Genomic DNA, 22,020 nt, shown 5'->3' with positions numbered 1-22,020 from the left:
GAACCTGATACTTGCTTGTCAGCTTAAAAAGTATACTATTATTGGCCATTAATTTTAGTATTTTTACCGCTTAGAACAAAAGGGCTTTACCTCCTGGTAAAGTAATGCCAAGAAGCAGGGTAATCAATTTAAAAGTAAAATCAAAAATATGGGCTTCAAGGATAGCAATGCTTCTAAAACTTTAATAGTAATTGCAGGGCCTACGGCTGTGGGTAAAACCGACCTTAGCATCCGCTTAGCACAGATATTAAACACTGAAATTATTTCAGCGGATTCGCGGCAGTTTTATATGGAGATGAATATAGGTACTGCCAAACCATCGCCAGAAGAGTTAGCGCTTGCGAAACATCATTTCATAAATTCCCATCATATAGCTGAAGAATATAATGCTGGTGCTTTTGAAATAGATGCCCTCCAAAAATTAGAAGAATTATTTAAGCTGAAAAATCATGTGATCTTAACTGGAGGATCAGGATTATATATACGGGCTGTTTGCGAAGGAATGGATCAGATGCCAGAGGTAACCCCAGATATCCGGGAAGCTCTTATTCAGGAATTAGACCGCGAGGGGTTAAATCCTTTATTAATAAAGTTGCAACAAGTAGATCCGGAATATTATGAATTTGTAGATAAGGCTAATAGCCAGCGGGTAATTCGGGCTTTGGAGGTCTGTTATGCCAGTGGCAAGCCTTATTCATCTTTCCGGTTGCAGGAGAAGCAGGAGAGGCCATTTAACATAGTTAAAATTGGTCTAACCCGCGATCGGGAGGAGCTTTATCGGCGCATTGATTTACGAATGGATTTAATGTTAGAACAAGGTTTACTGGCAGAAGCAAAGCAATTATTTCCGTATCGGAATCATAACGCTTTACAAACAGTAGGGTACAAAGAAATTTTTGATTTTTTAGAAGGAAAGCAAGATTGGGAGGAAACGATAAGACTTTTAAAAAGAAATAGCCGGCGGTATGCCAAACGACAGTTAACATGGTTTCGGAAGGATCAGGAATTTTCCTGGTTTCATCCGGAAGAGTGGGGAAAAATTTTACACTTCCTGAAAATATATGAAGGGCAGCGTTAAAGGTTATTCCATCTTTAACGCTGCCTCAGCCTTAAACACTTAATATCTCTACCATTCGGGTAAAGCGCTGGTTAATTATTTTCTTTTTATTGATAGTATCTTTGAAAGGCGTAAATACTAATTTAGAATTTACAATACCGGCCATTACATCTGTTTTGCCATTCAATAATCCTTCTACCGTAGCAATGCCTATTTGGCTGGCCAACATTCGATCGGCCGCCGTTGGCGAACCACCCCGTTGAACGTGGCCCAAAATAGTTACCTTAATATCCATTATAGGTAGGGCTTCTTTTACTTTGGCGGCAATATCAGTTGCGTTACCTTCTTCATCTCCTTCGGCCACCACAATAATAAAAGAAGTTTTAGAGCGCTCCCAACCATTTTTTATCGTATCTATTACCTGCGGAACAGAGGTAATAGTTTCGGGAATCATTACTATTTCGGCTCCGCCCCCAATTGCACAAGGCATGGCAATATAACCTGAGTCTCTTCCCATTACCTCCACAAAAAATACCCTTTCATGGCTATCGGCTGTATCCCGTATTTTATCGATGGCATCCAGGGCAGTGTTAACCGCCGTGTCGTAGCCAATAGTATAATCAGTGCCATATAGGTCGTTATCTATTGTGCCGGGAGCTCCTACTACGGGTATGCCAAATTCTTCGAAAAAGAGGGTAGCGCCGGTAAATGTACCATTCCCGCCAATGGCAACTAAGCCATCAATTTCGTATTCTTTAAGTTGTTCATACGCTTTCTGCCTACCTTCTTTTGTCATAAAGTCTTGGCTGCGAGCTGATTTTAAGATAGTTCCACCTTTTTGGATGGTATTGCTTACCGATGAAGATTCCATTTTCCAGAATTCTCCTTTAATCATACCATTGTAACCTCTCCGGATGCCATAGACTTCTAAACCATGATAAATGGCCGTCCGGACTACTGCCCTGATACAAGCATTCATACCTGGGGAGTCGCCTCCGGATGTAAAAACCGCAATTCTCTTCATTTGATATATATTAAGCTGGCAAATTCATATTTGTAGAAAATATAAGTTATATTTTCTCTCATCCTGACGTCTAAATAAGCATTAAAATTAAATATTCTTCAATAGGCTATTTTATAATTGGTTTTATTAAAAAACAACCAAAAATTAAGCACCAAATTAAAAAATCACCGTATCTTAATGGAGCCCGTAAGGTGCTATATAGCCATATTTAAATTATAAGGTTTCACTCTTTGCCTTTAAATTTAAACATAACATTTTTTTAGATTACCTGATTCCATTGGCCTTAAACCTTAATGTATAAAAATATATGTTTAATTTTTTTGAAAGCGAACAAGTAAAAAAGGTTAAAAACCATTTACTTAATTTAGGAGAATTGGCCAAAGTAGACGGCCATATTGATGCTACAGAATTAAACTACATTGTTACTATTGGTCAGAAAAATGGATTAAAGCCTGAGGAAGTTAGATCTTTGATTGCGAATGCTGGTTCTTTTAAGCACCATGTTCCGGATAATGATTCCGAACGGTTTGACCAAATTTATGATTTAGTAGAGATGATGCTGGCCGATGGTATTGTAGATGACAATGAGATGGAATTTTGTGTGGATATGGCTGTTAAACTAGGCTTTAGGAAAGCGATTGTGGGGGTTTTAGTGCGTAAAATATCCATGGGTGTAAAAGATGGATTATCCCGGGAGCAAATAAAACAGGAATCGCAAAACTTCTTAAACTTTTAATTAGGAGATATTTCAAAATCATTTCCATTATACACAAAAGTTTGGGTAGTATTTTCCGCATGAATTACTATGGTTTTTCCATCTCCAGCTTTTGTGTTTTTATTTTTTGCGTCCTTATTAAGACCTCCTTCGGGAGGTCTCTCTATATATAAGAAAGCATTTCCATTTTTAGTATAGGAGTTTACAAGGTGTTTAGAAACTACTTTTTCTGACATTTGATTATTATTTTGTCTGAAAAAAGCAGAAACATAAATACTATCTTTAAATTGAAATAAAACAGCATAATCCGTTACCTGATTATTATCTAAATCGGCGGTAATAACATAAGGCCCCGTAGGGGATTGGCTGGTTTCTTCTATAAATTCTTTAGAAATTGTTGGTAATAGCCATCCAGGATATTTTTCATTTAAATAACTGGTTATAAAGGCCGGTAACTGGCGGTATAAACCAGTATTTATGTCTTCATAATCCAGACCATCCTGCCGAATATTGTTTAATGAATCCACCTGATTTTCCGGTTCAGTGCGGTTAATTTGACTTAAAATTTGTTCCGGTTCCGACTTTTTAGCTTGACATTGGAATAGGAAATAACTTATTAGCAGTATAACAATGTGTTTTAATCCCCTCATTTTTCTTCCTCTAGCCATTTAAATTTTTGGGCAGTTCCATTAACGTTATACTTAAATTATTATAACCAGTTTAAATGGCCCTGTATTAAATTGCACTACTAAATGCGCTTTGCCTTATTTATAGTGGCCAAAACATAGGTAGCATAAAAATTATGATTACTAATAACAATAAGGTCAGGCCAGAGCCCACTTTTAGAAAATCGCTGAACTTATATTTCCCTGGGCCATAAACCAAGATACAAGAAGGCTCAAAAGGTGTTACTAACGAAACAGAAGCTGCCAGCATTATGGCAATGGCAAAGGTTCTAGGTTCCGAATTTAGTGTTAGCGCTGTTTGCAGGGCAACTGGTACAATAACCAGTGCCGCAGCTGCATTAGACATTGGCTGGGTTAGAAAAACAGTTAGCAAAACAAAACCGGCCAAAATGCCAAGTTTTCCAAATGGCTCTAACCACTCTACAATATTCGTAGCCAGAAATTTGGCGGCTCCGGAATTTTCCATGGCCGAACCAAAGGCAGTCATACCCCCAATAAGAATAAGTAAGCGCCAATCTATGGCCTGATAAGCTTTTTCAGTTGTTATACACCCTGTAATAATGCTTATTACTGCAGCAGCTAAAAAGCTTATAGAAAGAGGTAAAATATTAAAAGACCCAAGAATAATGGCTAAAACAAAGCAGGAAATAGTTATAAATCCTTTTCGTTTAGCAAATAATATAGGTGCAAATTCTTCTAAAAGCGCTAAATGTTGGTTTACGCGTAATGAGGCTAACCTTTCCCGATCGCCTTGTACCAAAAGAAGATCGCCCAATTTAAGGCGTACTTCGCCAATTTTAGTTCGGATGGTTTCGCCTTGGCGGGAAACAGCCAGTACTACTAATCCATAGCGGCGCTGGAAATCTACGCCTCGGATGGTGTGCCCAATCATATTAGATTGAGCGGTTATCAAAACCTCTGCTAAACGAATATCGGGGCTTTGCAAAGCATCTTCCAGAATAACATCCGCCATTATTTCAATACCTTTTGTTTCCCGTATTTTAATTAAATCATCGAGTTGCCCTTCTACTAAAAGTACATCACCTCCTTTTATACGGGTGCGGTAATCAGGTAAAAATTTTTCTTTGTTCCGGATAATATTTAAAATCTTAAAACGCATCCGGCTTAAATCAGAAGCATAAACAATTTGGCCAACTAAAGGAGACTCATCCAACACAATTACTTCTGTTATGTATTTCTGCATTCGGTATTCTTCCGTAAGTGTCGTGTCCTGGTTGTTTGGTAGCAGTTTCCGACCAATTGTCATCATATACAACATGCCAACCGCAAAAATTACCAACCCTATAGGAGTAAGTTCGAACATAGTTACGGGTTCAAAACCAGCCTTGCTTATATATCCGCTTACGGCTACGTTAGTGGAGGTACCAATTAATGTACAGGTTCCTCCTAAAATAGAAGCATAAGCCAGCGGCATTAATAATTTAGAGCTGCTAATTTTAAGTTTTCTGGAAACTCCTACTAATGGCGACACAAACATGGCTGTTACGGTGGTGTTGTTCATGAAAGCTGAAATACCACCCGATATAAGCATTACCAGGAATAATAAAATATTGGTGCCTTTGCTGGCAACTTGTACCAACCGCACAATCATAAATTCCAAGATCCCAGTTTCTTCCAAAGCGGCGGTGAGCACAAATACCGAAGCCAGAATTACAATAAAATCGCTGCTAAATCCGGCGTAAGCCTCTTCTGGGGTGATAATGCGGGTGGTGCAGAGAACTATAAGCATTATAAGTGTCACGATATCCACTGAAATTTTTTCTGTGGCGAATAAGATGATCGCAATACCTAACAGCGATAAAACAATGGTTACTTCCATAAAAGCAGGTCGAAATTAAAACTTGATGTAGCTAAGGTGGAAATCTCTTTTATTAGCTAAAGTAAAATCAAGTATTGCTTTTACTATTTTTAGAAAATATTGTTTGCCTGCCCTTTTTAAATAAGAGTTTAAAAAAGGAAATTTAACCTGCTTCCTCTATTGCTTCCAGAATAATTTGGCAGGCTTCTTTAATTTCGGCAGGGGTAATAATAAGTGGCGGGGCAATACGCATGGAATTATCGCAGAATAAAAACCAATCGGTTAATACTCCTTTTTCAATTGCCCGGTCTATAATTGGCTTCACCACGGCAAAAGAGTCAAATTCGGCGGCCATAAGTAAACCAAAGTTGCGAATAGCCTTTATTCTAGGATGCACCAGGAACTGCCGGAATAAAGCTGCTTTTGCTGGAACCTCCGCCAGCAGATTCTCCTCCTGAACAACTTGTAAGGTAGCCAAAGCAGCCGCACACGAAACCGGATGACCACCAAAAGTAGTCATATGGCCGAGAATAGGATCATTCTTTAAAGAACCCATAATTTCAGCAGAGGCTATAAAGGCACCAATTGGCATGCCGCCACCCATCCCTTTGGCACATAATAAAATATCCGGTACAATGCCTAATTGTTCAAAAGCCCAAAAAGTACCCGTCCGGCCAAACCCAGTCTGAATTTCGTCTAAAATTAATAAGGTGCCGGTTTGGGTGCACTTCTCGCGTACAGCCTGCATAAAACCTAAATCAGGTATTCTAACACCCGCTTCTCCCTGAACAGCTTCTAAAACAATAGCGGCGGTATGGTTGGTAATATATTTTAAATCATCGAGGTTATTGTAATGGATATGGGTAACTCCTGGTAAAAGCGGTCTGAAAGCACGTTTTAAATCTTCGCTGCCGGTAATAGATAAGGCACCAATAGTAGAACCATGATAGGAATTATAACAAGATAACATTTGGGCGCGGCCGGTAAAGCGTTTGGCTAATTTAATAGCGCCTTCTACTGCTTCGGCCCCCGAATTTACTAAATAGGTATTATTCAAGGTAGGAGGAAGGGTTTCCTTCAAGGCGCTAGCTAGCTGCACCTGCGGAGCCTGTACAAACTCGCCATACACCATAAGGTGCAGGTATTTGTCTAACTGGTTTTGAATAGCCTGCAATACTTTCGGGTGCCGGTGCCCTATATTACTTACCCCAATACCAGAAATTAAATCTATGTACCGTTCGCCTTGCGTGCCATACATGTAAATACCTTCTGCTTTTTCTACTTCAATTAATAAAGGAAAATCAGAGGTTTGGGCCTGATTTTGTAAAAAAAGTTGGCGATGAGAAAGCATACGGTTAAATAATAGTTTATTAAATAATCAGGGTAAAAATATTTATTAGTGCTATACCTACTTTAAAGGTGAAATGGATTTAGCTGTACCAATATTTTATTTTGCAAAATTGAATAAAAAAGCCTGATGTTTTAGCATCAGGCCCTAAATCTTTAAATAGGTATTTATTAATTTCGGCTTATTCCTTGGCGGTTGGTATCTAATTTTTGTAGCAAAACCTTGGTAAATTCCCGTTCGCTCCGGTACAGCAATGCCACTTGTTTAACTGAAATTACTTTTAAAAATTTGTCCATGTATTGCCTCTCCAAAGCAACTTCTTCTTCCCGAACGGCCATTCTTCTGTTCAGGCCTTCCCGCACCTGCTGGTCAGACAAGGCTTCAATACTGGTGTCCCGGAACACCCGGGATTTACGTTTTAAAGCCCATTTTTCTTCTTCATACTGGTTATATACAGGCCAAAACTTTTGTGCCTGTTCTGAAGTAAGGTTTAGCTTTTCGGTTATATAGGCAATCTTAGCATTTTTTATTTTCTGTATGCGTTCTTCCCTACTGACAGGATTATCCTGAGCCAATGCGGGTACGGCATTAATGCAAAACACCAGTAATAAGGTTAAATACGTTTGTAACTTATTCATGTAATTAATTCATAATTATTTCTTCAACATCCATCGGATCTGTTATTTGCAGGAGATCTTCAGTGGAAGCCTCAATAAATTCATGCGTTATATCAATTGAGGTCTGAGCTAGTTCTGTTAAATCCTGATGATTTATTTCATCTGCCTGCAATAAATAATCCAATACTTCTTTATCCGAAACAGAAGTGAGTTCGAAATCTTTTTTAGTAATTGGTTTTGGCGTTAGTAAAAAGGTAAAAACAAAAGCTATGATTAAGGTAAAACAAGTCAATGCATTCCTGAAATAAGGAATTTGCCAAAAAGAGAAAATAGAAGATTTCTCTTCGGTAACAGAAACGCGTGCCATAATACTACCAGGTAATTGGTCGAAATATTTGTTTGGTACCTGGTATATATTCTTCTTCTCTAAATCTTCCAGTTTCATATGTGTTAGAGTTTAAGTTGCCAGAAAGGTTTAATGCCGACTTAAAAATTCTTCAATTTTTTTTACAGCGTGGTGGTAAGAAGCTTTGAGCGCGCCAGCAGATGTGCCTAATATGGCTGAAATATCCTCATATTTCAGGTCATCATAATAGCGCATATTAAAAACCAGCCGTTGTTTATCCGGTAACTGCAATAAAGCCTTTTGCAGTAACATCTGTATTTCATCTCCTTCCATTACCGGACTATTTTCCAGTTTCTCGGTAAGCTCTGCTGCTACATCACGTATGGGTAAGAAAAATTTTCGCCTTTTAGATTTAAGAAAACTTAAACATTCATTGGTGGCGATGCGGTAAATCCAGGTATACAGTTGGGAGTCCTGGCGGAAAGTGTCCAGGTTCTTCCAAATTTTAAGGAAAACTTCCTGGGTCAGGTCGTTGGCATCATCGTGATCAATTACCATTTTACGGATATGCCAGTAAACCTGTTGCTGATACTTCCGGACCAGCTGGTTAAAAGCAAAGTTCTGGGTATCAGGGTTTAAAAATTTAACTAGCAGTTCTTTGTCTTCCAAAGCTGGTAATCCGTTATAAGTTGTCAGCTACTGGTTTCGCAAGGTGTTTCCAGAAACTGACAACCTACAACCAATAACTATTTACGTGCCGTTACTCTTTCAACAGCTTCAACTATTGCGCCTTCATGCAGGCCATATTTCTCCATTAGTTGATCTGGTGTACCACTTTCGCCAAAAGAATCGTTTACACCTACCATTTCTAAAGGAAGTGGCATTTTGCGGGCTAATAATTGTGCAATGCTATCACCTAGGCCACCATTAAGCTGGTGCTCTTCCGCAGAAACTACACAACGGGTTTTAGCTACTGAAGCTAAGATTGCTTCTTCGTCTAAAGGTTTAATGGTGTGAATATTTATAATTTCGGCGTTAATGCCTTTTTCTTCTAGTAGCTTACCCGCTAAAATGGCTTTCCAAACCAGGTGGCCAGTGGCGAAAATACTTACATCAGTACCTTCATTCAACATCACTGCTTTACCTACTTCAAATTTCTGATCAGCTGGCGTGAAGTTAGGAATAACCGGACGACCAAAGCGTAAATAAACCGGACCTTCGTAATCGGCAATAGCAATGGTAGCGGCTTTGGTCTGGTTATAATCGCAAGGGTTAATTACCGTCATGTGCGGCAACATCCGCATCATCCCAACATCTTCCAGAATCTGGTGGGTTGCACCATCTTCGCCTAAAGTTAGTCCAGCATGCGAAGCACAAATTTTTACGTTTTTACCGGAATAAGCCACCGATTGACGGATCTGGTCGTAAACCCGGCCCGTAGAAAAGTTAGCGAATGTACCCGTGAATGGAATTTTCCCTCCAATGGTCATGCCAGCTGCCAAACCAATCATGTTTGCTTCAGCAATACCTACCTGAAAGAAACGATCCGGAAACTCGTTTTTAAATGCGTCCATTTTTAGGGAGCCGGTTAAGTCAGCACACAGGGCTACTACATTGGGGTTTTTCTTGCCCAATTCATGTAAACCTGCGCCAAATCCGGAGCGGGTATCTTTTGATTCGGTGTAAGGAAAATCTTTCATTTCTATTTCGTAAAAAGTTTTATGGTCGTTGTTACAGCCGACCGGATTTCGAAATCCTGAACATCGGTAAAATTGCTGCCTTTCGCAAATTTGGAACGGTACACAATCCGGTATTTTCCTGGTTGCAAAGGTAAATTTGTTTTGCTATTTCCTTCTGGTAAATTATAAATCCATTCCTGGGCACCTGTGTTGCTTAGTGTATAAATACTACCATAACCCTGTAATTCATTTGGGATGTTGAGAATACCGGGTGGTGGATAAGTAATGGTATTGGTTACGCCTGGTTTTACCGTATAGTTGTTTATTTGGATTCGGGGTAAGGTTAATATTTCAATATCATAATTTCCGGCTAAAACTTTCTGTTGGCTACCAAATGGCAAAGCCAGCAAATTAGTAGTAGCACCTTTTTGTTTCAGAATAGCCTGCACCTGGCCGTATGAGCTGGGGTTGTCCTGGCGCAGGTATAATATACCCTGAGGTGCTTTTACAGAAAATACGTTATGCTTACCAGGTTTAATAGCTAATTGAGATAACTCGATAGGTGGCACCGTATTTATTACCAAGTCATAACTCATCATAGCATCTATATCCAGAACATCCGGGTTGCCATTCTGCTCGCGGTAATGCACATAATTATATTCGGGCTGGCCCGTAATGCTATTTTTAAAAGTTAAATTAACATTGGACTCAATTGGTTTGCCTTTTTCATCGGTCAAATCAACCGAAACAGTAGTTTTATTAAGGGCCAGGTTTACAACATCACTCAGGATGTTACTAAAAGTATGAATGTTGGCTGCATCAAAATATTGGCCTACACAGGAAAATTGCTTCGACCAATCTGTATCTGCCCCAATTCCAATAACGAACGGCCGGAGAAATATTCGTTTCTGCTGCAAAGCCAGCGAGGCCGCACAAGGATCTCCACCGCAGGATTCTAATCCATCGGTAATAATAATGGTAATGTTACGGGCATTTTTATCAGGGGGAAAGTCATTGGCTGCCTGGGTTAGCGAATACGTAATGGGCGTATTTCCTTTGGGTGTAATTTGTTTCAGGCGGGTAATAATTTGACTTTCGTTGCCCTCAGAAAAAGGCACTTCCAGTTTGGTGTCTTTACAATTATTGGCCTCTTTGGGGTACAGATGCCCGTAAACCCGTAACCCAAGTTCTAAATTCTGAAAGTGTTGTAATGAATCGACCAGTCTGGAAAGCATTACTTTGGCTACCGCAACGCGGGTACTGGTTTCCCATTTAGCCTGCATACTGCCCGACATATCGAGCATAAATAAAATGCGCGTCTTTTGAGGAGGTGGTGTAGTATTTTGAGCTGATACCCACGTACTGCTAACTAGGCAGAAAACCAAAAAGAGTATAGCTAAAATCCGACGAATAGACATAGGCAAAAAAAAGCATTAGCGTAGGCTATACCATATAACCTACGCTAATTTTTAATTTTTAAAAGTTATAAATTAATAATCTCCCAGCGTCTCCATAGCTTGCAATAACGCCTGCTGCAATTGTGCATCATTGGGCGCTACTCCATGCCATTTATGGCTACCCATCATAAAATCAATGCCGTAGCCCATTTGGGTATGCATAACAACCATAATGGGCTGCCCCTGACCGGTTAATGATTTAGCTTCTTCTATAGTTGGTACTAATTCTGCAAAATTGTTTCCATTGGTTTCTAAAACTTTCCAGCCGAAAGCTTCAAATTTTGCCCGCAGGCTACCTAAATTCATAATGGCATCGGTAGGGCCATCAATCTGCTGCCCATTATGATCAATGAAAGCAATCAGGTTATCTACTTTATGGTGGGGGGCATACATGGCTGCTTCCCAAATCTGGCCTTCATCTAACTCCCCATCACCCATAAGTACATAAACCAGTTTATCATCCTGGTTTAATTTTTTTGCCTGAGCCGCACCCGTAGCCACTGATAAGCCTTGTCCCAGAGACCCAGAAGCAATCCGGATACCAGGTAAATGTTCATGCGTAGCCGGGTGGCCCTGTAAACGGGAATTCAGCTTCCGGAAAGTACCTAGTTCTTTTACATCAAAATAGCCTGCTCGTGCCAGCACGCTGTACCAGGCAGCCGAAATGTGACCATTGGATAAGAAGAACAGATCTTCGTCGGTTCCGCTCATGTTAAACTTTGGATTGTGATCCATTATTTTAAAATACAGGGCTACCAATAACTCGGTACAGCCAAGCGAGCCACCGGGGTGACCAGAATTTACAGCATGTACCATGCGCAAGATATCACGACGGACCTGGTAAGCTACGTTAGTTAATTCTTCTGTATTTTTGTTGAATGGGTTCATTCGAAAATCCGTTTATAGTACAAAACCTGATTTCAGCTGATAATTAAATTATTCAGCAATTTGTTTAGCGTGTTCTTTGGTATCTACTTTGGTAATAATGTCCTGTATAATTCCATTTTCGTCTATAATAAATGTATAACGCATGGTACCCATGTATTTCCGACCGTACATAGATTTTTCCTGCCAAACACCGTAATCTTCTACCATTTTTTTCTCTGTATCGGAAAGCAGGGTGAAAGGTAATTCATACTTTTTAATAAACTTTTGGTGGGCTTTAGTATCGTCTACGCTTACACCTATTATTTCGTACCCTTTTTGGCGAAGGGCATAATAATTATCGCGCAGGTTACAGGCCTGGGCAGTACAACCAGGAGTATCGTCTTTTGGATAAAAGTAAATTACGAGTTTCCGGCCGGTATAATCCGACAGTTTATGTAAAATACCATCCTGATCGGGTATTGCAAAATCAGGAGCAGGATCGCCAATATTTAATTTCATAAGAATAACGTACGGTAAAAATTATTTTGGGGCGGAAAGGTAATTAAATTAACCTGCTTGCTGCCCCGGTATTAAATTTAAAAATTATAAGTCTTTTTAAAGCTGGGTCCGAAAAACAGTTTCATTTCCAGCTGCATCTTTTAGCCGCACAACTAATTCCCCGGATAAGGGTTGCGTTTTATCCAGCCTTTCAGAGTAAAGCAATGCTTCTTTATGTTCCTGTTTAAGTAATAAAAACTTACCATTTAATTCGGCGCGGAAGGAAGCTATTCCCGATAAATCATCGGCATACTTTAACCTGACTTCCATCGGCGATTTGGAAACGAGTTTAAGCGTAGGCGGTTTTATATCGCTTAAAATCCTGTATTTCCCAAAGTTACGAGCCAGGAATGTAATGTTTTCGCCTTCCCAGACGCCACCCGTAAAGCCACGGCTTTTTCCCCAACCCATATAATATACATGCGTTTTACTTTTATCAAAGCTGCCGGCAGGGCCTTTTAAAGTTACTTTTAAGGGCTGGAAAACCGGAGTTGTTGGATTATTGATGGTGTACACGCCGTTTTCCATATTGGTATCAATATAAAGCGTATCGTATAAAGATTCCTTCTGGAAAATAATATTCATATTGCGGGTAGCAAAAGAGTAATCTGTACCCGAAGGGATTACTTGCTGAAAATTAAATCTGCGAGACACTCTATTCAATGCCATGGAGTCGGGCAAGCCACCACGTAAATCATATAAATAAACCGTATAAGAATCCTGTGTATAGCTTGGAATCAGGTCGTAGCGTATTTTGCCCACATACAGCTGTATGTTTTTAGCAATTTTAGCGGTGTCGGTGGCTATTACTTTCAATATATTTTCCGCAACCTCATACGATAAAGCTGTTTTCTTAATAGCAGGATTACGGGTAGCAAAGTAGATGGGCTTTTCGCCTTTCACCATGAATTCGAGGGTAGTGGTATTGTTGTAAGAATCCTTAAACAACATACTTATCCGCCGCTTTTCACCGGGTAAAACGCGTAGTTTGCCTTTTGTGGTGCCGGCATTATACAAAGGCAACTTGTTCCCATCATCTACATAACATTTTTGGAAGTTACGGCCACTGGTTTTGTAGAATTCGTAATTTATATGCCAGTTTACCTGTTTGGTATAATCAAATGGAACGCCATCTATTACATGCGAATAAAAGGGTTGTCCATCTACCAGAACCTCTACCTGTTGAACGCCATTTTTATTTAAAGCTCCTGTAAACTGGTCGTAAGCCTGGAATTCTAAGCCAATTAAGCCATGAACTGAAACCGTATCTGGCAGGGTAAAGTTTGTACCTTGCTTTACCGGTGAAAATTCGTACCGGCCAAAGCGGTTATTAATGCGTCCGTCTATCGAGAGGGTTTTAATAGCAATAGCACTGATGGTAGGAGCTATATTATCCTGAATTTCAGAGAATCCATATTTTAATGGATTCTGTAAGTTATTTTGCGCATCCCGGACTTCAAAGTGTAAATGCGGACCACCGGAGCCTCCCGTATTGCCGGAATAGGCAATAATATCTCCTTTTTTAAATACGAATTGGTCTTTTGGGAAACCTAATCGTAATTCAAAAGATTCTTGCTGGTAATGTTTTTGTAAAACATAATCGGCCACCGGCGGAATAAATTTTTCCAGGTGGGCATAAGTAGTTACCAAGCCATTCGGATGAGTTAGGTAAATCATATTCCCGTACCCATACGACGATACCTCAATACGGGAAATGTAACCATCAGCGGCGGCATAAACGGGTAGGCCTATCATCTGATTGGTTTTTATATCAATTCCTCCGTGAAAGTGGTTTGGACGGATTTCGCCCATACTTCCAGAAAGAAAATTTTGTTTTCCCGGCATGATGGGAAATTGAAAATAGCCCGTTGGTACCTGATTAACCTGTGCTTGGGTGGTAAGGTTAAACCAAGTGCCAATGGCCAGTACTCCTACTAAAAATTTCTTATTTAACTTCAAAATCTAAAAGCTTTTTATCCTCAATAAACCCTTCTAATCTGTCACCAATTTTTACCGGACCCACGCCCGCAGGAGTGCCGGTAAAAATTATATCTCCTGTTTTTAAGGTTATAAAGCGCGACATATACGCCAGCATATCGTCAAAGGAGTTTAACATCATACTAGAGTTTCCTTTTTGTTTTTCTTCCCCGTTTACCAATAACTTAAAGTTTATGTTTTTTAAATCCGGGAAATCTGTAAGAGGTAAAAATTCCGAAATGGGGGCTGAGCCATTAAATCCTTTGGCTAAGGTCCAGGGCAAACCTTTACTTTTGGCTTTCGCCTGTAAATCACGGGCCGTGAAATCTATGCCTAACCCAATTGCGTCGTAATATTTGCTGGCAAACTTGGCCCCAATATTTTTTCCTTCCTTGGAGATACGCAAAATTAATTCTACTTCGTGATGGATATCCTGGGAGTAATCAGGGAAGTAAAAAGGCTCGTTATTTCTTAAAATGGCCGTATCAGGTTTAAAAAATATTACGGGCTCATCCGGAACCTCATTTTTTAATTCGGCAATATGTTCCGCGTAGTTACGTCCAATAGCTAAAATTTTCATTTTCTTAAGATTTAGAACCCAAAATAAAACATTTATTCCTTTGCCTAAAAGTTTATTTATAATTGAAATTTAAATTGGAATGAATAAGGGTGTACAACCAGACCAGAACATTTTATATGTAAGAAACCGTATATACCAGCAATTGGCATACATTGTGTATATACCTAATTAAGCCAATGTACTTTTTAAATATTAAGCCTGTTATATATTTGCTGCTTTATACGTGAAAAGTAAACCTTTAAATTATTAACTATTTAAAGACTAAACTATGTTAAAAAAAATATTCTATTCAATGCTTTTAATGGGTACAGTGGCATGTACCACTGTACCCATTACCGGACGGCGCCAACTGTCCCTTGTATCTAGTTCAGAAATTCAAGCTATGAGTAACCAGGCTTATCGGCAGGTTATGGATACTTCCCGAGTGCTGAACGACAATAATGCGGCCATGGTAAAACGAGTAGGAGGTCGTATTCAGCGGGCTGTGGAACAATACATGGCACAAAATAATTACTCTGCCCAATTGCAAGGTTTTGCCTGGGAATTTAATTTAATTCAGAATAAGCAGATAAACGCCTGGTGTATGCCAGGAGGTAAAGTAGCCGTGTATACCGGCATATTACCAATTACGCAAAACGAAACTGGTTTAGCGGTGGTAATGGGACACGAAATTGCTCATGCCATTGCTAAACACGGCGAAGAGCGGATGAGTCAGGCGGTAGCAGCGCAGGCCGGAGGTTCTTTGGCAGGTGCCGCTTTAGGTGGCCGTTCCGGCGCTTCCTCCAATGTGTTTGCTAATGTTTTTGGTATTGGTAGCCAGTTAGGTATGTTACGGCACGGCCGTAGCCAGGAATCAGAAGCCGACCATTTAGGCTTAATTTTTATGGCCATGGCAGGTTACGATCCGCAGCAAGCTGTTCCTTTTTGGGAAAGAATGGCGGCTCAAAAAGGAGGTGCTGCAACGCCTGGATTTTTATCTTCTCACCCCTCCGACGAAACACGTATTAGGGATTTACAACGTTTAATGCCAGAGGCCCTGAAATATTATAAGCGGTAATTGTAAATAAAAAACAAATAAAAAAAGCTGATGCCTTATGTGCCATCAGCTTTTTTTTTGCGTATTTATAAATCTAAACTACTATTTATGTCTAAGAAAAGAATTGCCTTTATCTCTTTTCTGATTTTAGCTTTTTGCCTGAAATCAGATAAAGTAAAATAGCAATACCGCTTGAATTTAAGAGCTTACCTTCATAAAGCTGTTTCTGAGCTTAATGCGGGTTAATACCTTCTTCGTATACAAGGGGAATTCGCCTTTCATCATCCAGTCGTAATAACTTGGCTCTTTCCGTAGAACTTCTTCTACCGATACATTTTTATGTTTCCCGAAATTAAATACTTCTACGCCATCCGCATTAAACACAATTCTTCCCAATAAATCGGCGGCATTTTGAGAGGTAAATTTATGTAACTGCTGCATGTCGTTGGAAACCGGGAAAACTTCTTTTAGATCTGCAGAAACCATGGAAACGTTTTCGTACCTTATAATTTGAGCCTTTAAAATTTCGTAGGTGGCAATGGTATCGGCTTCGGCACTATGGGCATTTTCCAACGTTTTATCGCAATAAAATTTATAAGCTGCCGATAAAGTCCGTTGCTCCATCTGGTGAAAAATACGGCAAACATCTACTACTGACCGATTGGTAATATCAAAGTCTATGTTGGAGCGCAGAAACTCCTCGGCCAGTAACGGAATATCAAATTTATTTAAGTTAAACCCGCCTAAATCGCAGCCCTGCATAAATTCGTCCATACCTCTGGCTAACTGAGCAAAAGTAGGACAATTTGCCACATGTTCATCGTATATCCCATGAATCATGCTCGATTCCAACGGTATAGGTATAGTGGGGTTGATGCGTTTGGTTTTTAAAATCTCCTCACCAGTAGGTAAGACCTTTAGCATACTTATTTCTACAATCCGGTCTTTACAAATATCTACTCCCGTAGTTTCCAGGTCGAAAAAGATAATAGGTTTTTTCAGGTTTAATTTCATAGTTTTAACCGCTTATGCTTTTATGATTGATTGACCCAGTTCGGTAAGATTCATGTTATTGTAGGTTCCGGAACTCATCAATAGTAAGTTCTGGTCTTCCCACTCCAACGATTTTAAATAATCTGCTAATAAGATACTATCTGTAAAAACTTTAATTCTTGGGTTATTAAAATTGCTTAAAATATCCTGCTCTGTTATAGCAGGCATTCTTTTATGCTCTAAAGTTTTAGGGTTAAAATAAACTAAAGGTAAATCTGCCGCATCTAAAGCTCCTTTATACTGGGGCAAAAATTCTTTATTAAGGCTACTAAAGGTATGAAGCTCCAGGCAAGCTACTAAGCTGCGTTTTGGAAATTGTTGTTTCAGGGCATCGGTTGTGGCTTTTACTTTGGAAGGCGCATGGGCAAAATCTTTGTAAATCTGGCTGTTATTGTTACCAGTAATTAACTCTAACCGGCGAGCAGCCCCTTTAAAAGTGGCAAGGGCCTCATAAAACGCCGTTCCCTTTATGCCTATTTGCTTACAAACTTCTTTCGCCGCACTAATATTCCGTAAGTTGTGCTCCCCAAATACCTGAAGCGGAATATCCTCTTTTTTGGTTGCTAAATAAGTAATGCCGTTATGAATCTGGTGCTCATGAATAGAATAGCCAATATATTTTACATCCGGGTTGCGGGGAACACAAACGTGTAATACAGTCTCGTCGTCCTGGTTATAAATTAAGGTTCCGGCTTTAGGCGTTTGTTCTGAAAAAATGCGGAATTGTTTCCGGTACATATCTGCATCCGGAAAAACATTTATATGATCCCAGCTAATGCCGCTTATTACCCCGATATGATGCCGGTATAAATGAAATTTAGGTACCCGGTGAATAGGAGAGGACAGATATTCATCTCCTTCAATAATAATAATTGGTGCGTCTTCAGTAAGTTTTACCATATTTTCGAAGCCTTCCAACTGCGCGCCCACCGCGTAATCGAAGGAACGTTTATGGTATTTCAGCACATGCATGATGATGGAGGTAATGGAGGTTTTTCCATGACTGCCACCAATAACAATGCGTTGTTTATTTTGAGATTGTTCGTAAATAAATTCTGGAAACGAATAAACCGGTAATCCCATTGCTAAGGCTTTCTGCAACTCCGGATTATCTTCCCGGGCATGCATACCTACAATTACCGCGTCTAAATTTGCAGAAACCTTTTCCGGAAACCACCCTTCCTGTTCAGGTAATAAGCCAGCTTTAGCTAACCGACTTTTTGCGGGTTCAAAAATTTCATCGTCAGAACCAGTTATGTTTAAGCCTTTTTGGTGTAAAGCTAAGGCCAAATTATGCATAATGCTGCCACCAATCGCAATCAGGTGTATATTTTTAAGCTTCTGATTATCCATGTATAGATTCTATAGAGTAAACAAATGTACAAAAATTATCTTCGGGTGAAAGGCAGGTTTTTAAAAATGTGTTTCGGTTATGGGCTATTTTAAATAGCCGATGAAAATAGGTCGGTCCTGCTGTACTTCGGCAACAAATCTTAAATAATAATCTTTATATTTATAAAAAGCTGATTAGTTGAGAAGTAGTTAATCCACAGGCACGATGTGTATAACTTGTGCATAAAAGGCAAGCTGCTTTTTTTAGATTTGTACATGGAGGATAGCAAGTTAAAGATGACAACAATAAAAACAAAGGCACCCTGGACCAGTAAGTCTACTATACCGGCAGGTGTGGGAAAGTTGCCACCGCAAGCTTTAGAGTTAGAAGAAGCAGTTTTAGGAGCATTAATGCTGGAGAAGGATGCCCTTACTTCGGTAATTGATATTTTGAAACCGCAAAGTTTCTACAAAGATGCACATCAACGCATATTCTCGGCTATCCTGGCTTTATTTGACAAGTCTGAACCCATAGATATTTTAACGGTTACGCAGCAATTGCGGGAGCAAGGGGAATTGGAGATGGTAGGTGGCCCGTATTATGTCATGAACCTGACCACGCGGGTAAACTCAGCGGCTAATATTGAGTTTCACGCCCGTATTATTACTGAAAACTCCATCAAACGGGAGCTTATTTCAGTTTCCTCTGAAATTTTAACCCGAGCCTACGAAGATACCACCGATGTTTTTGAGCTTTTAGATAGCACTGAAAAGCATTTATTTGATATTTCTGAATCCAACATTCGGAAAAACTTTGATGATATGCGTTCTTTGATGCACAAAGCCATTAAAGAATTAGAGGAAAAGAAAAACCAGAAAGATGGTTTAACCGGAGTGCCAAGTGGTTTTACAGCCTTAGACCGGATTACTTCTGGCTGGCAACCTTCTGATTTAATCATTTTAGCAGCTCGTCCGGCAATGGGTAAAACGGCCTTTGTTGTATCTGCTTTGCGGAATGCGGCCGTAGATTTCAGAAAGCCAGTAGCCATTTTCTCTTTAGAGATGTCTTCTATTCAGTTGGTAAACCGTCTTATTTCGGCTGAAGCCGAGTTGGAAAGTGAGAAACTGAAGAAAGGTAATTTAGCAGATTATGAGTGGGCCCAGCTTAACCATAAAATTACTAAGTTATCAGAAGCTCCAATTTTTATTGACGACACCCCTGGTTTATCTATCCGGGAGTTACGAACAAAATGTCGTCGTTTAAAAGCCCAGCACGATATTCAGATGATCGTAATTGACTACCTGCAGCTGATGAGCGGAAATTCAGAAGGTGGCAAAGGTGGTGGAAACCGGGAGCAGGAAATTGCTTCTATTTCCCGGGCTCTGAAAATGCTGGCAAAGGAATTAAGTGTACCAGTAATTGCTCTTTCTCAGTTAAGCCGGGCCGTAGAAACCAGAGGTGGAGATAAAAAGCCTCAGCTTTCTGACTTACGGGAATCTGGCTCTATTGAGCAGGATGCGGACATGGTGTGTTTCTTATATCGTCCGGAATATTATGGCATCACAGAAGATGAAATGGGGAACCCAACCCAAGGAGTAGGTGAAGTAATTATTGCTAAACACCGGAACGGCTCTTTGGCTAACGTACCACTTAAATTTATCGGTAAGTTTACCAAGTTCGGTGACTTAGATCAAGGTTTTGGAGATAATCCCTTTGGCGAAATGGGCGCCTTGCCACCAAGTAATTTTGACGATCCGTTTGGGGGAGGAAATGCCGTAAGGTTACCAAGTAAAATGAACGGCGATTCCTTACCTAAGTCAAATTTTGAGGTAGAAGAACCACCATTTTAATTCTTAAATTTTTTAGAAAATACATCAATAAAAAAGGCCTTCTGCAGAAGGCCTTTTTTATTGATGTTAGCTAAACTTAAAATTATTTTAATTTCATATCAGAAATTATATTCTGAATACGACCTGTCAATTCCTGATCCACCTGATCAAAATCTGCTTCCGACGGTAATTCAGCGTTTACGCTAAAATAAAACTTAATTTTTGGTTCTGTTCCGGATGGTCGGGCAGAAATCTTGGAGCCGTCTGCTGTAATAAACTGTAATACATTGGAACGTTCCATATCAAAAGATTCTTCTGTACCAGCTTCAACGTTATTAATAATACCTGATTTGTAATCCCGGATTTCTACTACTTTAGATCCATTAATTTCTTTAGGAGGGTTAGAACGCAGTTCCTGCATCATTTCAGCAATTTCCTGCTGACCGCGTTGTCCTTTTTTTGTTAGCGAGATCAAATCTTCTTTGTAGAATCTGAATTCCTGATACATGCTAATCATTAGCTGGTATAGGGATTTTCCCTGATCCTTGGCCGCTGCTGCCATTTCGGCAATCATGGCACAGGACGCAACGGCATCTTTGTCCCGCACAAAATCACCCACCAGGTAACCATAGCTTTCTTCACCGCCACCAATAAATTGTTCTTTCCCTTCCAGGCTCCGAATTACTTCGGCAATGTATTTAAAGCCGGTTAAGGTCTGATAAGATTTTACCTGGTATTTTTTAGCTACTTCACCAATTAGTTCTGAAGTAACAATAGTATAGGCCACAAATTCTTTACCGGTTAATTTACCAGCTTCATGCCAGGCCTTAATTAAATAATAAACCAGTAAGCTGCCGGTTTGGTTACCATTCAGCAATACAAACTCGCCGTTAAGGTTTTTAACCGCAATACCAACTCTGTCTGCATCCGGATCGGTGGCCAGCACCAAATCAGCATCAATTTCTTTGGCTTTGTTTAAGGCCAGATTCATGGCATCTTTTTCTTCCGGGTTTGGATATACCACCGTTGGAAAGTTGCCGTCCGGAGTGGCTTGTTCTTCCACAATGGTTACATTAGTAAATCCTAAACGCTCCAGAACTTTAGGAACTAAGGTAATACCAGTACCATGAATGGGTGAATAAACAATTTTTAAATCTTTCTGGCTCTCAATTACTGCTTTATTTACGGCTGAGCCAACTACCCGATTAATATAAGCTTCGTCAACTTCGGCCCCAATTGTTTCTATGTTTTCTTCTTTTGGCTCAAATTTTATATCTTCTATAGAGGTAATGGCATTTACTTCAGCAATAATATTTTTATCGTGAGGAGCTACTACCTGGCCACCATCGTTCCAGTAAGCTTTATATCCGTTATATTCTTTGGGATTGTGCGAAGCCGTTAAAACTACACCGCTATGGCATCCCAAGTGCCGGATGGAAAACGACAGTTCAGGAGTAGGGCGTAAGGCTTCAAAAAAGTAAACTTTAATATCGTTGGCACTAAAAACGCTGGCTACAATCCGGGCAAACTCAGGGCTGTTGTTGCGGCTATCGTGCGCAATAGCAACTTTTACTTGTTCGTTGGGGAAAGATTTCTTCAGGTAATTACTTAATCCTTGAGTAGCGGCACCTAAAGTATATTTATTCATCCGGTTACTACCAACGCCCATAATGCCCCGTAAACCACCGGTTCCAAATTCCAGATCACGGTAAAAGGCATCTCCCAATGCTTCTGTTTCGCCAGTTTCGGTTAATCTGCGTATTTCTGCTTTGGTTTCTTCGTCATATGGGCCATTAAGCCAAGAATCAATTTTACTTTGTATAGCTGCTTCAATCATAAGTTTTAGCGTAGAAATGTTAAATTGTTTGGTGCAAGATGCACAAATTTTGTAAAATATATATTAAGAAAAAGATAATGTTTCGGATTCTGCAAGTATGTTCTTTGTATCCTTAGCAATTAAAAGATACTAAAAGATTTATACTAATTAATAGTTTACTGCTATCTTTTCTAAGAGTTAGTTAAACTTAAACTTAAACTAT

General features: G+C 39.7%; 20 protein-coding genes. 4 read left to right on the top strand and 16 right to left on the bottom strand.

What is annotated here, in order from left to right:
- Window positions 1-148: 148 nt before the first annotated feature.
- A complete protein-coding gene (gene miaA / locus ADHAQ_RS0109070; RefSeq protein ID WP_026462667.1) occupies window positions 149-1,078 on the top strand; it encodes a tRNA (adenosine(37)-N6)-dimethylallyltransferase MiaA in 930 nt (309 codons plus the stop codon).
- A gap of 31 nt (window positions 1,079-1,109) precedes the next feature.
- On the opposite strand, the gene pfkA is transcribed toward miaA, so the two are convergent.
- A complete protein-coding gene (gene pfkA / locus ADHAQ_RS0109065; RefSeq protein ID WP_026462666.1) occupies window positions 1,110-2,081 on the bottom strand; it encodes a 6-phosphofructokinase in 972 nt (323 codons plus the stop codon).
- 307 nt (window positions 2,082-2,388) lie between these two features.
- On the opposite strand from pfkA, the gene ADHAQ_RS0109060 reads away from it, so the two are divergent.
- Window positions 2,389-2,817 carry a tellurite resistance TerB family protein gene (locus tag ADHAQ_RS0109060; RefSeq protein ID WP_026462665.1) on the top strand — a complete coding sequence of 143 codons (429 nt, stop codon included), beginning with the start codon at window positions 2,389-2,391 and terminating at the stop codon, window positions 2,815-2,817.
- On the opposite strand, the gene ADHAQ_RS0109055 is transcribed toward ADHAQ_RS0109060, so the two are convergent.
- The 12 genes from ADHAQ_RS0109055 to ADHAQ_RS0109000 form a co-directional block, all read right to left on the bottom strand.
- Window positions 2,814-3,323 carry a hypothetical protein gene (locus tag ADHAQ_RS0109055; protein WP_157433381.1) on the bottom strand — a complete coding sequence of 170 codons (510 nt, stop codon included), beginning with the start codon at window positions 3,321-3,323 and terminating at the stop codon, window positions 2,814-2,816. The genes ADHAQ_RS0109060 and ADHAQ_RS0109055 overlap by 4 nt on opposite strands.
- Before the next feature lie 241 nt (window positions 3,324-3,564).
- Window positions 3,565-5,322, bottom strand: coding sequence for an SLC13 family permease (locus tag ADHAQ_RS0109050; RefSeq protein WP_026462663.1), 1,758 nt, complete (start codon window positions 5,320-5,322; stop codon window positions 3,565-3,567).
- Between the two features lie 142 nt (window positions 5,323-5,464).
- Window positions 5,465-6,652, bottom strand: a complete 1,188-nt coding sequence (locus tag ADHAQ_RS0109045) for an aspartate aminotransferase family protein (RefSeq protein WP_026462662.1) — start codon at window positions 6,650-6,652, stop codon at window positions 5,465-5,467.
- 167 nt (window positions 6,653-6,819) lie between these two features.
- Complete coding sequence (locus tag ADHAQ_RS0109040) at window positions 6,820-7,287, bottom strand: hypothetical protein (RefSeq protein WP_051359811.1); 468 nt, start codon at window positions 7,285-7,287, stop codon at window positions 6,820-6,822.
- A gap of 4 nt (window positions 7,288-7,291) precedes the next feature.
- Entirely contained in the window at window positions 7,292-7,711 is a 420-nt protein-coding gene (locus ADHAQ_RS0109035) for a hypothetical protein (protein WP_026462660.1), read from the bottom strand.
- A 30-nt stretch (window positions 7,712-7,741) separates the two neighbouring features.
- Window positions 7,742-8,281 (bottom strand): RNA polymerase sigma factor, encoded by a 540-nt coding sequence (locus ADHAQ_RS0109030; protein WP_026462659.1) that lies wholly within the window; start codon window positions 8,279-8,281, stop codon window positions 7,742-7,744.
- 77 nt (window positions 8,282-8,358) lie between these two features.
- Window positions 8,359-9,312 carry a transketolase family protein gene (locus ADHAQ_RS0109025; RefSeq protein ID WP_026462658.1) on the bottom strand — a complete coding sequence of 318 codons (954 nt, stop codon included), beginning with the start codon at window positions 9,310-9,312 and terminating at the stop codon, window positions 8,359-8,361.
- Between the two features lie 2 nt (window positions 9,313-9,314).
- Entirely contained in the window at window positions 9,315-10,709 is a 1,395-nt protein-coding gene (locus tag ADHAQ_RS0109020) for a vWA domain-containing protein (protein ID WP_026462657.1), read from the bottom strand.
- A 72-nt stretch (window positions 10,710-10,781) separates the two neighbouring features.
- Entirely contained in the window at window positions 10,782-11,636 is an 855-nt protein-coding gene (locus tag ADHAQ_RS0109015; protein WP_026462656.1) for a transketolase, read from the bottom strand.
- Window positions 11,637-11,684: 48 nt separating this feature from the next.
- The gene (gene bcp / locus ADHAQ_RS0109010) at window positions 11,685-12,134 is read right to left on the bottom strand and encodes a thioredoxin-dependent thiol peroxidase (RefSeq protein WP_026462655.1); all 450 of its coding nucleotides are present in this window, start codon (window positions 12,132-12,134) and stop codon (window positions 11,685-11,687) included.
- Window positions 12,135-12,230: 96 nt separating this feature from the next.
- Window positions 12,231-14,132 (bottom strand): M23 family metallopeptidase, encoded by a 1,902-nt coding sequence (locus ADHAQ_RS0109005; RefSeq protein ID WP_245590590.1) that lies wholly within the window; start codon window positions 14,130-14,132, stop codon window positions 12,231-12,233.
- Window positions 14,119-14,730, bottom strand: a complete 612-nt coding sequence (locus ADHAQ_RS0109000; protein ID WP_026462653.1) for a fumarylacetoacetate hydrolase family protein — start codon at window positions 14,728-14,730, stop codon at window positions 14,119-14,121. Before ADHAQ_RS0109000 ends, ADHAQ_RS0109005 begins: the two co-directional genes overlap by 14 nt.
- A gap of 268 nt (window positions 14,731-14,998) precedes the next feature.
- Between ADHAQ_RS0109000 and ADHAQ_RS0108995 the strand changes: the two genes are divergently transcribed.
- A complete protein-coding gene (locus ADHAQ_RS0108995) occupies window positions 14,999-15,787 on the top strand; it encodes a M48 family metallopeptidase (RefSeq protein ID WP_026462652.1) in 789 nt (262 codons plus the stop codon).
- 177 nt (window positions 15,788-15,964) lie between these two features.
- Here ADHAQ_RS0108995 and ADHAQ_RS0108985 read toward each other — a convergent pair whose 3' ends face one another.
- On the bottom strand, window positions 15,965-16,780 hold the full coding sequence (locus tag ADHAQ_RS0108985; protein ID WP_026462651.1) for a 3'-5' exonuclease: 816 nt from the start codon (window positions 16,778-16,780) through the stop codon (window positions 15,965-15,967).
- 12 nt (window positions 16,781-16,792) lie between these two features.
- Window positions 16,793-18,172 (bottom strand): UDP-N-acetylmuramate--L-alanine ligase, encoded by a 1,380-nt coding sequence (locus tag ADHAQ_RS0108980; RefSeq protein WP_026462650.1) that lies wholly within the window; start codon window positions 18,170-18,172, stop codon window positions 16,793-16,795.
- A 276-nt stretch (window positions 18,173-18,448) separates the two neighbouring features.
- Here ADHAQ_RS0108980 and dnaB point away from each other — a divergent pair, with 276 nt between their 5' ends.
- On the top strand, window positions 18,449-20,002 hold the full coding sequence (gene dnaB / locus ADHAQ_RS0108975) for a replicative DNA helicase (RefSeq protein WP_051360170.1): 1,554 nt from the start codon (window positions 18,449-18,451) through the stop codon (window positions 20,000-20,002).
- 82 nt (window positions 20,003-20,084) lie between these two features.
- Here the strand turns inward: dnaB and ADHAQ_RS0108970 are convergent, their stop codons facing one another.
- Entirely contained in the window at window positions 20,085-21,818 is a 1,734-nt protein-coding gene (locus tag ADHAQ_RS0108970; protein WP_026462648.1) for a phospho-sugar mutase, read from the bottom strand.
- Window positions 21,819-22,020: the final 202 nt, after the last annotated feature.

It is taken from the genome of Adhaeribacter aquaticus DSM 16391 (assembly GCF_000473365.1).
Lineage (GTDB): Bacteria > Bacteroidota > Bacteroidia > Cytophagales > Hymenobacteraceae > Adhaeribacter > Adhaeribacter aquaticus.
Note: the sequence above shows the minus strand (reverse complement) of the source record. Positions and strands in the feature narration are given on the sequence as shown.